General features: G+C 67.2%; 14 protein-coding genes and 1 pseudogene. 10 read left to right on the forward strand and 5 right to left on the reverse strand.

The genetic code is table 11. The features are described 5' to 3' along the window. Positions 1-5: 5 nt before the first annotated feature. Entirely contained in the window at positions 6-512 is a 507-nt protein-coding gene (locus KIT86_RS17335; RefSeq protein ID WP_297400619.1) for a DUF2917 domain-containing protein, read from the forward strand. A gap of 30 nt (positions 513-542) precedes the next feature. Here the strand turns inward: KIT86_RS17335 and KIT86_RS17340 are convergent, their stop codons facing one another. Then, the gene (locus KIT86_RS17340; protein ID WP_297400621.1) at positions 543-899 is read right to left on the reverse strand and encodes a TfoX/Sxy family protein; all 357 of its coding nucleotides are present in this window, start codon (positions 897-899) and stop codon (positions 543-545) included. Between the two features lie 37 nt (positions 900-936). Here KIT86_RS17340 and KIT86_RS17345 point away from each other — a divergent pair, with 37 nt between their 5' ends. After that, positions 937-1,554, forward strand: a complete 618-nt coding sequence (locus tag KIT86_RS17345; protein ID WP_297400623.1) for a TetR/AcrR family transcriptional regulator — start codon at positions 937-939, stop codon at positions 1,552-1,554. 61 nt (positions 1,555-1,615) lie between these two features. Continuing rightward, positions 1,616-2,596, forward strand: coding sequence for an MBL fold metallo-hydrolase (locus KIT86_RS17350; RefSeq protein ID WP_297400624.1), 981 nt, complete (start codon positions 1,616-1,618; stop codon positions 2,594-2,596). 65 nt (positions 2,597-2,661) lie between these two features. On the opposite strand, the gene KIT86_RS17355 is transcribed toward KIT86_RS17350, so the two are convergent. After that, positions 2,662-3,531: a LysR family transcriptional regulator gene (locus KIT86_RS17355; protein ID WP_297400626.1), complete on the reverse strand. Its 870-nt coding sequence runs from the start codon at positions 3,529-3,531 to the stop codon at positions 2,662-2,664. A gap of 119 nt (positions 3,532-3,650) precedes the next feature. Between KIT86_RS17355 and KIT86_RS17360 the strand changes: the two genes are divergently transcribed. Genes KIT86_RS17360 through KIT86_RS17370 form a run of 3 tightly spaced genes read left to right on the forward strand, consistent with a single transcriptional unit; the run spans position 3,651 to position 6,813 of the window. Further along, positions 3,651-4,286, forward strand: a complete 636-nt coding sequence (locus KIT86_RS17360) for an ankyrin repeat domain-containing protein (RefSeq protein WP_297400628.1) — start codon at positions 3,651-3,653, stop codon at positions 4,284-4,286. 10 nt (positions 4,287-4,296) lie between these two features. Next, on the forward strand, positions 4,297-5,496 hold the full coding sequence (locus KIT86_RS17365; protein ID WP_297400630.1) for a cyanate transporter: 1,200 nt from the start codon (positions 4,297-4,299) through the stop codon (positions 5,494-5,496). 36 nt (positions 5,497-5,532) lie between these two features. Beyond that, complete coding sequence (locus tag KIT86_RS17370) at positions 5,533-6,813, forward strand: SLC13 family permease (RefSeq protein WP_297400632.1); 1,281 nt, start codon at positions 5,533-5,535, stop codon at positions 6,811-6,813. 6 nt (positions 6,814-6,819) lie between these two features. Here KIT86_RS17370 and KIT86_RS17375 read toward each other — a convergent pair whose 3' ends face one another. Then, on the reverse strand, positions 6,820-7,740 hold the full coding sequence (locus KIT86_RS17375) for a DUF6279 family lipoprotein (protein ID WP_297400634.1): 921 nt from the start codon (positions 7,738-7,740) through the stop codon (positions 6,820-6,822). On the opposite strand from KIT86_RS17375, the gene glmU reads away from it, so the two are divergent. Continuing rightward, entirely contained in the window at positions 7,739-9,160 is a 1,422-nt protein-coding gene (gene glmU / locus KIT86_RS17380) for a bifunctional UDP-N-acetylglucosamine diphosphorylase/glucosamine-1-phosphate N-acetyltransferase GlmU (protein ID WP_297400636.1), read from the forward strand. The two genes, KIT86_RS17375 and glmU, sit on opposite strands and share 2 nt — an antisense overlap. Positions 9,161-9,209: 49 nt before the next feature. On the opposite strand, the gene KIT86_RS17385 is transcribed toward glmU, so the two are convergent. Together KIT86_RS17385 and KIT86_RS17390 are read right to left on the reverse strand one after the other, a co-directional pair. Then, the gene (locus KIT86_RS17385) at positions 9,210-9,968 is read right to left on the reverse strand and encodes a DUF2726 domain-containing protein (RefSeq protein ID WP_297400637.1); all 759 of its coding nucleotides are present in this window, start codon (positions 9,966-9,968) and stop codon (positions 9,210-9,212) included. 149 nt (positions 9,969-10,117) lie between these two features. Continuing rightward, on the reverse strand, positions 10,118-10,624 hold the full coding sequence (locus KIT86_RS17390) for an Lrp/AsnC family transcriptional regulator (protein WP_291121612.1): 507 nt from the start codon (positions 10,622-10,624) through the stop codon (positions 10,118-10,120). A gap of 133 nt (positions 10,625-10,757) precedes the next feature. Between KIT86_RS17390 and glmS the strand changes: the two genes are divergently transcribed. From glmS to tcmP, 3 genes and pseudogenes are all read left to right on the forward strand, one after another. Further along, complete coding sequence (gene glmS / locus KIT86_RS17395) at positions 10,758-12,614, forward strand: glutamine--fructose-6-phosphate transaminase (isomerizing) (protein ID WP_297400640.1); 1,857 nt, start codon at positions 10,758-10,760, stop codon at positions 12,612-12,614. A gap of 220 nt (positions 12,615-12,834) precedes the next feature. Beyond that, positions 12,835-12,945 (forward strand): annotated as a pseudogene (locus KIT86_RS17400) (integrase core domain-containing protein); the annotation flags it as partial. 254 nt (positions 12,946-13,199) lie between these two features. After that, the gene (gene tcmP, locus KIT86_RS17405) at positions 13,200-14,048 is read left to right on the forward strand and encodes a three-Cys-motif partner protein TcmP (RefSeq protein ID WP_297400642.1); all 849 of its coding nucleotides are present in this window, start codon (positions 13,200-13,202) and stop codon (positions 14,046-14,048) included. Positions 14,049-14,284: the final 236 nt, after the last annotated feature.

Genomic DNA, 14,284 nt, shown 5'->3' on the forward strand with positions numbered 1-14,284 from the left:
CTCTCATGAACACCGTTTCCACCCCCGTTGCCGTTGTGTCCGATCGCGTTGTCTGCCCCGCTGCCCTGCGCGGCTGGCGCCTGGATGCGCGCCGCGCGATGACCTTGCGCCCGCAGGTGCCGAGCCGCCTGCAGATCACGCAGGGCCGGGCCTGGGTGACGCTGGGGCTGCCGCACCTGGGCGCGGGCAACGAGTCGGGCGACGTGATGCTGGTCGCGGGCGAGAGCCTGTTGGTGCCCGCGGGCGCGCGGCTGGTGATGGAGCCCTGGCAGCCGGCGAGTGCCGGCCCGGTGCGCTTCGACTGGTGCACGGAGCCCCAGGCCCAGGCGGTGGCGCGGCCGGACCCTTTCGGGCGTGAGGTGGTGGCGCCGTCGCGCGAGCTGGCGCAGGCCCTGGGCCAGGCGGGCTGGGCGCTGGCGCGGCTGGTGCGCGGCCTGTTCGGCTACGGCGGGTATCTGGTGACGGGGCGCAGCCGCGCCGCGCCAGCGGCCTGCGAGCCTCACCGGTCCTGAATCTGGCCAGCCTTCTCAGGCGGGTTGCGGTTATCTGCGGCGCCGCTTGGCGGGTTGGCGCGCCGCCACGGCGGCTTCGAGCGCGAGCCTTGCCCAGGGCAGCATGAGGGCGGGTGATTCCAGGGCCTCGTCCGGGGGCGTGTGGTAGTTGAGCTTCATGGACTTGCCCTTGGCCTCGTACAGGAAAGGCCGCCCGCCAGCGGCGAGCCAGCGTGGCTCGGTCTCGGCGTTGGTCTTGAGGAACAGCGTGTCCCACGCGATGATCGCGATGTTCATGCCGTCGGTGGAGATGCCCCAGCCGCCGAACATGCGCTTGGGGACGCAAGGCCCGACGCCCGAGAGCAGTTCGCAGGCGTGCAGGGCAAAGGGGTCGACGGGTTTGACCATGGCCCGATCTTAGAGGGGCATCCGGCAGAATGCGCCGATGGCCCGACCGAAATCCGCATCCCACGAGCTCAAGCGCGACGAGATCCAGAACGTGGCGGCGCGCTGCTTTGCCGCGCAGAGTTTTCCCGCCGCGAGCATGAACGACATCGCCGCGGCCTGCGGCACCAGCAAGGCGCGGCTCTATCACTATTACGAGAGCAAGGAGGCGATTCTGTTCGACCTGCTCGACCGCTACACCCAGCGCCTGCTCGCGCTCATCGGCGAGGCCGAGGCGCGCGCGCAGCGCAAAAACCTGAACGAGCGCGATGCGCTGAGCGAGCTGGTGCGGGCCTTTCTGGCCGAGTACGAGACTTCGGCCACGCGCCACATTGCCCTGGTGTCGGACACCAAGTTCCTGGGCCCGGTGCAGCGCACTTTGATCGTCAACCGCCAGCGCGATGTGGTGGCGGCGTTCACCCGCTTCATCCGGCGCGCCTACCCGGAGCGGGTGACGGCGGCCAACCAGACCGCGCTGACCATGATGCTGTTTGGCATGATCAACTGGACCTTCACCTGGCTGCGCCCGGGCGGCCCGATGAGCTACGGGGCTTTCGCCGAGGAGGTGGTGCAGATGCTGGAGCGGGGTTTGTCCGGCGGGCCGACGGGGGTTTCTTGATTTACGTATGCGTAATTGATTTCGTTTAGGTAAAATTCCGGCTTCCCCACAGGAGACTCCCATGAGCAAAGCCTTTGCCTCCCAGGCCGATCTGGCCGACAAGAAAACCACCTTCGAACAGCTCAGCCCGCATTGCTGGGCCTACACCGCCGAAGGCGACCCGAATTCGGGCGTGATCATTGGCGAGAAGTTCATCATGGTGAGCGATGCCACGGCCACGCCGGCGATGGCGCAGGACCTGATCAAGCAGATTCGCACTGTTTCCGACAAGCCCATCAAGTACGTGCTGCTGACGCATTACCACGCGGTGCGGGTGCTGGGGGCGAGTGCCTACCTGGCCGAGGGCGCGACCGAGGTGATTGCCAGCCGGGGCACTTACGAGCTCATCGTGGAGCGTGGCGCCGAGGACATGCAGAGCGAGATGGAGCGTTTTCCGCGCCTGTTCAGGGGCTCGGAGAGCGTGCCGGGCCTGACCTGGCCGACGCTGGTGGTGGGTGACGGCCAGCCGGGCCGCCAGGGTTCGCTGACGGTGGACCTGGGGGGTGTGAAGGTCGAGATCTGGCATCCGGGCCAGGGCCACACGCGTGGCGACACGATCGCCTGGGTGGAAGAAGAGAAGGTGCTGTTCAGCGGCGACCTGGTGGAGTACGAAGCCGGCGTGTACACCGGCGACGCGCAGCTGGAGGAATGGCCCGCCACGCTGGAAGCCTTGCGCGCGCTCCAGGCCGAGGCCATCGTGCCTGGCCGTGGCGAGGCCATGAAGGGACGGGCCGATGTGGACAAGGCGTTGGACTACACCAAGCGCTGGGTGACCACGCTGTTCCAGGCGGGCAAGGAAGCCGCCGCTGCGGGCATGGACCTCAAGACCGCCATGGCCCACACCCGCAAGAGCATGGACCCGGTGTTCGGCCACGTGTTCATTTACGAACACTGCCTGCCGTTCGACGTGAGCCGCGCCTACGACGAAGCCAAGGGCATCAAGAACCCGCGCATCTGGACGGCCGAGCGTGACAAGGAGATGTGGGCGGCCTTGCAGGGCTGACCGCGAAGCGGGCAGCACTACAAGCGCATAGAGGCCTTGCAGGGCTGACCGCGAAGCGGGCAGCACTACAAGCGCACAGGGGCCTTGCAGGGCTGGCCGCATCGCGCGGCCAGCACCGCGGCCATTTGCTGCACCAGTTCACCCAGGGGGCCCGTGCCTTCCCCGGCATAGATGGACACGGCGATCGGCGGCTCGCCCTCGAAGGGCGCGTGTCGTCGCACGCGGTAGCCAGCCACGGCGTTTGAGGGCAGGAGCGACAGGCCCAGCCCGGCTTCCACCGCCACGAGCACGTTGTGCAGGCTGTTGCCTGTGAAGGCGATGTACCAGCCCAGTTGCTCGTCTTCGAGGCGCTGGAACATGGCCTCGCGGTAGAGGCCTGCGGGTGGGAAGGCCACGAGTGGCACCGGGATGGGCCAGGCGGGTGGGGCCTCGGCGCTTTCAAACCAGGCCATGGCTTCGGGAAAGCTCGCGCGGTGATCGGGGCTGGCGGTGGCTTCCTTGGCGATGGCGATGTCGAGTTCGCCAGACCGGTAGCGCCGCATGAGCTCGCGGCTGAGGCCGGCGGTCACGTCCAGGTGGATCTCGCGGTGGCGCCGCGCGAAGTCCGCAAAGGTCTGGGCCATCGGGGCGCTGGCCAGGTCTTCGGGCACCCCGATGCGCAGTGAGACGGTGCCCGCAGGGTCGCGCAGCGCCGAGGCCGCTTCTTCTTGCAGCGCGAGGATGCGGCGGGCGTAGCCCAGCAGGCGCTCACCGGCCGCCGTGGGCTGGATCGGCCGCGCGGCGCGATCGATCAGCACCTGTCCAACGGCTTCTTCCAGGCGGGCAAGCTGCTGGCTGATGGTGGATTGCGTCATGCTGAGGCGGTCCGCCGCCAGGGTGAAGCTGTTGGCGTCGGCGATGGCCGCGAAAGCGCGCAGCAAGCGGGGATCGAGCACGGCGGTATTTGAAAGATGAATGAAATTCATCCTAACATTTAATTTCCAAATATCGTCGGGCTTGCCTACAGTGGAATCCCATGCGCCGTCGGTCCACCTTCCTCCCCTTCGCTCTTTCGATGCTCCCCGTGTTTCCGCTGGCCGCCTCGGGCGGCGAGGCGGCCAGCGTGCCTGCGCTGCATGCGGCCGCGAGCAGAAATGATGTGCGGGCCATCCGCCGCCTGTTGGCCGAGGGCGCGCAGCTGGATGCGCGCGATGGCAGCGGCGCGACCGCGCTCCTGGTGGCCACCCACACCAATCAGGTCGAGGCGGCCCGCGCCTTGATCGAGGCGGGCGCGGACGTCAATGCGATGGACCGCATCAGCGACAGCCCTTACCTGTATGCAGGGGCCCGGGGCCACCTGGCCATCCTGAAGATGGTGCTGTTGCACGGCGCCGATCTCAAGAGCACCAACCGCTACGGCGGGACGGCCCTGATCCCGGCGGCCGAGCGCGGGCATGTGGAGACGGTGCGAACGCTGATCGAGGCGGGCGTGGCGGTCGATCACGTCAACCGCCTGGGCTGGACGGCGCTGCTGGAGGCGGTCATCCTGGGTGACGGGAGCGAGCGCTACCAGCAGATCGTGGACTTGCTGGTGAAGGGAGGCGCCAATGTCAACCTGGCCGACAAGGACGGCGTGACGCCCCTGCGCCATGCGCGCATGAAGGGCCAGAAGGAGATCGAGGCGCTGCTGGTGGCGGCCCATGCGCGCTGAGGCTGCGACGATGCCGCCCGCGCCTGTGAGGCCGCAGGCCGGCTGGCTGCTGGTGGCCGTGGCCCTGATCGCGCTCAACCTGCGTCCCTTCATCGCGGGTATCGGGCCGCTGGCGGCCGACATCGGCCGGCACACGGGGCTGGGTCTGAAGGGGATTTCGCTGCTGACGCTGGTGCCGATGCTGCTGATGGGGGTGCTGGCGTTCGCGGGACCCTGGCTGCAGGGCCGCCTCGGGGCGCGGCGTGCGGTGGTGGCTGCGTTGGGCTGTCTGGCGCTGGGCTCGGTGCTTCGCCTGTTCACCCACAGCGGCTGGCAGCTGGTGGGCACGGCCGCTTTGCTGGGGCTGGGCGCGGCGGTGGTGCAGGCCTTGTTGCCCGGGATCGTGAAGCGGCAGTTTCCGCACCGCGTGGGCGTGGTGATGGGTCTGTACTCGGCGATGCTGATGGGCGGCGGCGCGCTGGGTGCGCAGCTGGCGCCGCTGGTGGCCGCGGCCAGCGGGCACTGGCGCCTGGGGCTGGCGTGGATGGCCGTGCCGGCGGTGCTGGCCGGGGTGCTGGCGGCGCGCAGCCTGCCGCCCGACGCCCCTGGCGATCAGCCCACGCTGGCCGTGGCGGCTTGCTTGCGGCGCCCGCGCGTGTGGCTGCTGATGCTGTGTTTCGGCCTGGTCAATGGCGGTTATTCGACCGTCGTGGCCTGGCTGGCGCCGTTCTATCAGTCGCATGGCTGGAGCGCTGCTGGCAGCGGCAGCCTTCTGGCCGCGCTGGCGCTGAGCCAGGCGCTGGCGGCGTTGGGCCTGCCGATGCTGGCCGGCCGGCACGAGGACCGCAGGCCCTGGCTGTGGTTGACGCTGGCCTTGCAGGCCGTCGGCTTTGCCGCGCTGGCGGGGTGGCCCGATGGGGCGCCGCTGGCCTGGGTGGTGGTGCTGGGCGCGGGGCTGGGGGGCTGCTTTGCGCTGTCCTTGATCGTGGCGCTGGAGCACCTGCCTGATCCCGGGCAGGCGGGGGCGCTGTCGGCGCTGATGCAGGGCGGGGGGTTTTTGGTGGCCGCGATGCCGCCCTGGATCATCGCCCTGCTGCGCGACGCGACGGGGGGCTTTGGCGCTGGCTGGCTGATGCACCTGGCGTGCGTGGCGATGGTCGCGTTGCTGTACGGGCGGGTGGCTCCGGCGAGCTACCGCGCCGCGATGGGCCCGGCGCCGCGCTGGGCCTGAAGGCGGGATGCGGTCGGCACGCTACGATCGCTGCGCATGTCCACCACTTCCGCCCTTCACCACACCGCCACCGACTGGGGCATCGTCGCGGTGTTCGCCGTCGTTTACCTGGGCATGTTCCTGGGCGGCCTGCCGCGCCTGAAGCTGGACCGCTCGGGCGTGGCCCTGCTGGGTGCCATCGCGGTCATCGGCCTGAGCGGCTTGCCGGTGGAGGACGCGGCGCGCTCGGTGGACCTGCCCACCATCGTGCTGCTGTTCGCGTTCATGGTCGTCTCGGCGCAGATGCGCCTGGGGGGCTTCTACGGCGCGGTGACTCGGCAGGTGGGCGCGTTGCCGCTGTCGCGCAATGGCCTGCTGGCCGCGCTGATCGTGGTCTCGGGCGCGCTCTCGGCGGTGTTCTCGAACGACATCGTCTGCCTGGCCATGACGCCGGTGGTGGCGCGGCTGTGCCTGCAGCGCGGCATTCGTCCGCTGCCGTTTCTGATCGGCCTGGCGTGCGCGGCCAACATCGGCTCGGCCGCCACGCTGATCGGCAACCCGCAGAACATGCTGATCGGTTCGGTGCTGCAGTTGCCGTTTGGCGGCTATGTGCGTCAGGCACTCGCGCCGGTGCTGATCAGCTTGCTGCTGTTGTGGCTCTGGCTGGCGTTCGGGCCTGGGGCGCGCACCGAGTCCGCGCCCGACACCGCAGGCCTGCCGTTCGCGACTGTGGCCGAGGCGCTGCCCGAGGAGCCGGCTTTCGATGCCTGGCAGACGGTGAAAGGTCTGCTGGTGGCCGGCTCGCTGATGCTGATCTTCCTGTTCACCGACTGGCCGCGCGATGTGGTGGCCCTGGTGGGCGCGGGCCTGCTGCTGCTGAGCCGGCGGCTGCATTCCTCGCATGTGCTGGGCCTGATCGACTGGCCGCTGCTGCTGCTGTTCATGGGTCTGTTTGTGGTGAACCACGCGTTCGAGACCACCGGGCTGGCCGCGCAGGCGGTGGCCTGGCTGGGCACGCAGGGGGTGCACCTGGCCGAGCCCGGGCCCTTGCTGGTGGTGAGCGCCGTCTTGTCCAACCTGGTCTCCAACGTGCCGGCCGTGATGCTGCTGATGCCGCACCTGGGCGGCAGTGGCGCGCAGGCCGGTGCGATGCTCGCGCTGGTGACCACCTTCGCAGGCAACCTGCTGCTGGTGGGCTCGATCGCCAACCTGATCGTGGCCGACCTGGCGCGCCAGCAAGGCATCGTGATCGACTGGAAGCGCCACGCGGTCACCGGCATTCCGGTGACGCTGCTCACGCTGGCCGTGGTGTGGGGCTGGATGCGCCTGGTGGCCTAGCGCGCTTCAGCGTTGCGCGCTCAGCGTGCGCAAGTCGCCTTCGTAGCCCTTGAGCACCCGCACGGCGTTGGCGCGCTGCTCGGGCGTGGTGGCGTTGTGCAGCGTGGCGAACTGGGCGCAGCCCTGGCGCACGAGCGCCTGGCTGTAGGCGTTGTAGCCGGGTTCGGGCGACTGGCGGATGCGCGCGATGTGCTCGCGCACCAGTTGCTCGGCTTTGGCCGGCGTGGCCTGCGCGTCGCGGATGGTCTGCAGCAGGTCGGCCTGGCGGCGCAGGCGTTCGGCCTGGGTGCGCTGCGGGTCGAAGGGCGACTGCTGCAGCCAGCCACGCAGGAGTTCGCGTTGCTCCGGGTTGAGCTTGCCGTAGAACGACTCGCTGCGCTCGACGGCTTTGTCCAGCCGCTTGTTCAGGCGCCGCTCGGGGCTGCCGCGCAGGAAGTCCTTCTCGAATTCCTCGTTGCTCTCGGCCTGCTGCTTCTTGAGGTTGTCCAACTGGTCCGGCGTCAGCTGCAGGGCCAGGCGCGCGAACGGCTCCACGGTTTCGGCCGCCGCCCGCTCCAGCCGCTGGCGGATGTCCTCGAACTGGGCGCAGGCCTGCGAAGGCGAGACCTGGTCCACCGCCAGGATCTGCCACTGGCGCAGCAAGGTGGCGTAGGCGGGCAGCTCCTGGCGGCGGTGCCACTGGAAGAAGGCCTTGAGGTCTTCGCGCATCTGCGCGGTCTGGGCGTCGGTCAGGTCGACGTGCTTGTCGATCCACCAGTAGCTCAGGGTGGGCGCCTGGTTGTAGGCGAAGCGCGTGGCGGTGCAGGCGGCAAGGAGGATGGCCAGCGTCACCAGCGCGCCAAGGCGCAGCGCACGGCGGGGGATAATGCCCGGCTGGTGATGGCCGGCAAGAACGCCGCGCAAACCGTCTCTGCAAGAGGTGTTCATGTCGTTCCCTGTGGATGTGGTGGTGATGGCGGCCGGCAAAGGCACGCGGATGAAGAGCCTTCGGCCCAAAGTGTTGCACCGTTTGGGCGGGCGTGCACTGGCCCAGCATGTGATTGACTGCGCAGCGCGGTTGTCCGCGCGATCGGTGGTGGTGATCACCGGCCATGGCGCGGAGCAGGTGGAAGCAGGCCTTACGACCCCACTGGGCAGCGGCGAGAGCGCGGCGCCGAAACTGCGCTTCGTGCGCCAGGAGCCGCAGCTGGGCACTGGCCACGCGGTGCAGCAGGCCGTGCCGGTGCTGGCGGACGACGGCGTGGTGCTGATCCTCAACGGCGACGTGCCTCTGATCGGACAGGCCACGCTGGAGACGTTGCTGCAGGCCTGCGATGGCCAGCACCTCGCGCTGCTGAGCGTGGACACGGGGGGCGATGCCACCGGTTATGGCCGGATCGTGCGCGCGGTGGACGCGGATCGCTCGGTGCATGCCATCGTGGAGCACAAGGACGCCAACGAGGCGCAGCGGCGCATCACCGAGTGGTACAGCGGCGTGATGGCCGCGCCCGCCGCCCTTCTCAAGCCGCTGCTCAAGGGGCTGACCAACGACAACAGCCAGCGCGAGTACTACCTGACCGATGTGGTCAAGCATGCCGTGGCGCAAGGCCTGGTGGTGCGAGCGGTGACCACGCGCGATGAGGTGGAGGTGGCGGGTGTGAACAGCCCGGTGCAACTGGCGGAGCTGGAGCGTGCCTACCAGCGCCGGCTCGCCCATGGCCTGATGGAGCAGGGCGTGCGCCTGGCCGATCCGGCGCGACTGGACGTGCGCGGCGAGTTGCTCTGCGGCCAGGATGTCGAGATCGACGTCAACTGCGTTTTTGAAGGCCGCGTGAAGCTCGGCGATGGCGTGCGCATCGGTGCGAACTGCGTGATCGCCAATGCGGCCATCGACGCGGGGGCGGTGATCCATCCTTTCACCCACATCGATGGCGAGAAGCTGGGCGTGTCGGTGGGGCGCGGCGCGCTGGTGGGGCCGTTCGCGCGGCTGCGCCCGGGCGCACAGCTGGGCGAAGACGTGCACATCGGCAATTTCGTGGAGGTGAAGAACAGCACGCTGGCCGCGGGCGCCAAGGCCAACCACCTGGCCTATCTCGGCGACGCCACCGTGGGCGAGCGGGTGAACTATGGCGCGGGCAGCATCACCGCTAATTACGACGGCGCCAACAAGCACCGCACGGTGATCGAGGCCGACGTGCACGTGGGCAGCAATTGCGTGCTGGTGGCGCCGATCACGCTTGGCGCGGGTGGCACGGTGGGCGGGGGCTCCACCCTGACCAAGAGCACGCCGCCCGGCGCGCTCGCGGTCGCGCGCGGCAAGCAGATGGTGCTGGAAGGCTGGCAGCGCCCGACCAAGAAGAAAAGCTAGGCGCGAAGGGCTTGCGCACAGAGTGCCCGCAGCGCGGCGGGGGGCTTCTCTACCGGCCTCGCACGTCGTGCGAGTTGCCGTCGAAGCGGCTGTCGACGCGTTCGTGGCTGTCGAATCCGCTGTCGCCATTGAGCCGGGCCTCGTCGAAGCCGCGGCGGCCGTTGCGGTTGAGGTCCATCAGCCCGCTCATGCCCATGATTTCCGATTCGCGAAAGCCCGTGTTGCCGTGCTGCTGATCGAAGCCGGAGAACTGGCTCTCCAGCTGCTGGCGCGCGTTCTCGCGCCGCTCTTCGCGGCTCCTGGGCTTGGGCAGCTCGGCCAGGTTGAGCTGGGCCCGGAAGTCGGCCGGTGAGGGCATGCGGTGGATGCCGTTCTTGAGGAAGACGAAGCGCACCCCCGCCGTCTTCAGGATGCGGTTCTTGATCTTGACCTTGTGGGCCTTGGCCTTGGCATCGCTCAGGTGGTGCTGTTCCACGTCGAAGGCAAAGCTGGGGCGCCCGTCCTGGCCGCAGACGACGAAGTCGACCTTCTGCTCGTAGAGCCGCTCTTCGGCGCGCTTGCGGTCGGCCGCGCGGCGCACCGTCAGCATGTCCTTGAGCATCATGTTGGGCAGCACGATCTGGCCGGGGAAGGTGTCCTGCAGGTAATCCAGCATGTGGGCCTGCTCGGCCGTGAGGATGCGCTCCGGCGAATACCGGTCGTCGCGGCCGGACGACTCGCGGCGCCGCAGGCGGCGGATCGCCCAGGCGCACAGCGCCAGCACCACCAGGGCGGCGGCACCGAGCAGCGCGATCGTCACAACATCCATGCAAGCTCCTTGAACCCGGGCGGATCGGGTGGTGGGATTTTAGGAGCGTGTGACAGGTGCCCTGGATCGTCAACCGCTCGGCACCGACGCGGGGCCTCTTTCCGTGCGGTTTGCATCGAATCCCTGCCCGGCGTGGCTGACCGAGCGGCTCAGTTGCCCCCGCCGCTGCGCACGCGGCCCAGCGGCAGCCGGGGGTCGAACTTGGCGCGCTTGAGGCTGAAGAAGGCCTTGATGTTGCGCACGTTGGCGTCGCTGGTGAACAGCTGCTGTGCCAGCGCGAGGTAGGCCGGCATGTCCACGCAGTGCACCACCAGCATGAAGTCGGGCCCCGGGCTCACGCGGTAGCACTGCTGCACCTCGGGGGTGGGGAGCACCCGGGCCTCGAAGGCGTCCAGGTGTTCGGCCCCCTGGCGCTCCAGGGTGATTTCGACCAGCGCGGTCAGTCCGTGGCCCAGCAGCGGGGCCAGGCGGTCGGCGCTGAGCAAGGCCACTTCGCGCTCGATCAGCCCGAGCTGGCGCAGCCGCTTGACGCGCCTGAGGCTGGTGGGCGGCGAGAGGTGGGCGAGCTCGGCCAGCGCCTGGTTGCTGCGCGAGGCATCGGCCTGCAGCAGCTCCAGCAGCCGCAGGTCGGCTTCGTCGATGTCGATCGGTTCCATAAAATCAAGTTTGGTGAAATATTTGACGGTTTTTATGGTGTCAGGAAATTATCAGCCAACTGCAGTCGTTGTTTGATCATTAATTTCTCGGCGCCGTGTTTAGCATCACGCATTCCATTTTTCAGGAGCGAGTATGTGCGGCATCGTGGCAGGGGTTTCCGGGCGTGACATCGTGCCCGTGCTGGTTCAGGGTCTGCAGCGGCTGGAGTACCGCGGTTACGACTCCTGCGGGGTGGCGGTGCACAGCGGTGGCCTGCAGCGCGCGCGCAGCACGTCGCGCGTGGCCGAGCTCGCGCAGCAGGTGCAGCAGGAGTCCATCGGCAGCGGCACTGGCATCGCGCACACCCGCTGGGCGACGCACGGGGCCCCTGCGGTGCACAACGCGCATCCCCATTTCAGCCACGGCCCGGGCGCTGTCGCGGGCACGGCCGGCCGCGTGGCGCTGGTGCACAACGGCATCATCGAGAACCACGACGAACTGCGTGCTGCCCTGCAGGCCAAGGGGTATGTGTTCGAGAGCCAGACGGACACCGAGGTCATTGCCCACCTGATCGACTCGCTCTACGAAGGCGATGTGTTCGCCGCGTTGCAGGGCGCGGTGTCGCAACTGCGTGGTGCCTACGCGCTGGCCGTGTTCCACAAGGACGAGCCGCACCGCGTGGTGGGCGCGCGCGCCGGGTCGCCCCTGGTGCTGGGCGTGGGGCAGGGCGGTGCGGAGCATTTCCTCGCCAGCGATGCCATGGCGCTGGCGGGTGTGACCGACCAGATCGTGTACCTGGAAGAGGGCGACCTGGTTGATCTGCAGCTGGGCCGCTACTGGGTGCTCGACGGCGCAGGCCGTGCGCTGAGCGCCGCACAGCGCCCGGTGAAGACCGTGCAGGCGCACAGCGGCGCGGCCGAGCTCGGCCCCTACCGCCACTACATGCAAAAGGAAATCTTCGAGCAGCCGCGCGCCATCGGCGACACGCTCGAAGGCCTGGAGGGCATCACGCCCGAGCTGTTTGGCGACGGCGCGTACGGCGTGTTCAAAGAGATCGACAACGTGCTCATCCTCGCCTGCGGCACCAGCTACTACAGCGGCTGCACCGCGAAGTACTGGCTGGAGGACATCGCGAAGATCCCCACGCAGGTGGAAGTGGCGAGCGAGTACCGCTACCGCACCAGCGTGCCCAACCCGCGCACCCTGGTGGTGACGATCACGCAAAGCGGCGAGACCGCGGACACGCTGGCCGCGCTGCGCCACGCGCAGAGCCTGGGCATGAAACACACGCTGACCGTGTGCAACGTGGCCACCTCCGCGATGGTGCGCGAATGCGAGCTGGCCTACATCACCCGCGCGGGGGTGGAGATTGGCGTGGCGTCCACGAAGGCCTTTACCACGCAGTTGGCGGGCCTGTTCCTGCTCACGCTGGCGCTGGCGCAGTCGCGCGGGCACCTGAGCGAGGAGGCCGAAGCCGAGCACCTGAAAGCCATGCGCCACCTGCCGGTGGCCTTGCAGGCCGTGCTCGCGCTGGAGCCGCAGGTGATCAGCTGGGCCGAGGATTTCGCGCGCATGGACAACGCGCTGTTCCTCGGCCGTGGCCTGCACTACCCGATTGCGCTCGAAGGGGCACTCAAGCTCAAGGAGATCAGCTACATCCACGCCGAGGCCTACCCTGCGGGCGAGCTCAAACACGGGCCGCTGGCGCTGGTGACGGCGGCGATGCCGGTGGTGACGGTGGCGCCGAACAACGCGCTGCTGGAAAAACTCAAGAGCAACATGCAGGAGGTGCGCGCGCGCGGCGGCGTGCTCTATGTGCTGGCCGATGCCGACACGCGCATCGCCAGCAGCGAAGGCATTCACGTCATCCGAATGCCGGAGCATTACGGCGCGCTGAGCCCTTTGCTGCACGTGGTGCCGCTGCAAATGCTGGCGTACCACACGGCCCTGGCCAAGGGCACGGACGTGGACAAGCCGCGCAACCTGGCCAAGAGCGTGACGGTGGAGTGACGGTGGGGGCTGCGACCTGACGGCTGTTCTGACCAATTAAAGTCGCAAACAGGTCAATAAAGTCGAAAACTCGCCAATACAGTCGAAAACTACTCGGCAGTCCTTGATCGTATAAATAACAACTGGCAAAAAAAGCGGTCAACCCGTGAACTGCCCGGTTTCTTCGGATCAATAGTTTCTAGGAGATGGCTCCCCAAGCCGAGCAGAGCGGCGCAGATAAAGCTTCAACGGTAAGCTGGGCGACGAGTGTCTGTCGCTGGAGTGGTTCAGACCTCGAAAGGAGGCAGCCGCGGTCATCGAGGCCTACCGGCATTTCTACAACACTCTGCGCCCCCAGCGGCCTGAACTACCTAATTCAAGCAACACATTCTCAACCGGGTCGTCTTACAGGGAAGAATGGCTCGAAAAAACAGAGCAGGTCTGACGTCTAAGTGAAAAGTATGTTTGCTAACCGTGAATTCCTTGCCGGCAACGCCGCGCTTCTTATTGCACCTTCAACAACCACTTAGATTTTTCCATTTACATTTTCAGCGAGACATAGATTGCGCGCTCTCATCCAGCCACGTTGTGCATCAGGGAGAACACTTGAAAGCAGACAAGTCAGATGATGAATTAAATGATCCGCACCCAGAACTGCTCGTAGAGCGAGGGCCTCATGGCCGCGGCGTCGGTCGATGGGTCCCCGAGGAGAAACACCTCTACCTCACGCGCTACCTCAACGCCACACGCGAAGCCCGCAAGAAATTCAAGCAACGAGTGTTGATCGATCCCTTCTGCGGCCCGGGCCGCATACAAGTCGAAGGAGAAAGTTTCACTCGTGACGGAGGCTCGGTGGTGGCATATCGCGAATCCGTAGCGTCCGGAGCGCCTTTCACCCATGTTCTGGTGGGCGACATCGAGAGTGAGCGCGCCCGTGCCAATGAGTTACGCCTTGCGGCTACCGGTGCCGCGGTGCACTCCTTTGTAGGACCTGCGAACCAGACAGTCGATGCCATGATCCAGGTTGTCCCGTTTGGGGCGTTGGCATTGGCCTACATCGACCCGTACAACCTAGAGTACCTGTCGTTCTCGATCATCGAGCGTTTGGCCAAGCTGCAATACGTGGACTTTGCCGTCCACTTCAGCCTGATGGACTTGACGCGAAACATCGACATGGAACTGGACCCCAAGCGGGACCGGTTCGACCATGCCTTGCCTGGCTGGCGTTCTGCGGTGCCTACGAATGCACTCTCAAAATCCAGCTTGCCCGGATGGTTCTTCAGTGCCTGGTGCAAGGCGGTTGGAGACTTGGGTTTCAAGGTCAGTGGTCAGATGCCACTGATCTCCGACGGCAAAGGGCGCTCGATCTACCGGTTGGTCTTCTTCTCTCGCCATCCGGTGCCGGATCGCATCTGGAACGACATTGCTCGCAGCCGAAATCTCAGCTTGTTCTGAATTGCGGAAGAACTGACCTCCGTGGATTCCCCGCGGAGCACACATCAACAGGAACCAGGCTCCCCTGGAGAACGCATATGAGTTTTTGCAACCCCTTGATCTTCAACGTCTTGGCTATTGCGTTCAGTGCCTGCTCCGCGGGCTTTTGGGCCTTCTCAGCGCGCGTGAAGATTCCCACGGGGTTCGACGTGGGCGTGGAGCAGGCCGCAGCCTTCGACAAGGCCGGGCGCCTCAAT

This window comes from Hydrogenophaga sp., from assembly GCF_026125825.1.
GTDB lineage: Bacteria > Pseudomonadota > Gammaproteobacteria > Burkholderiales > Burkholderiaceae_C > Hydrogenophaga.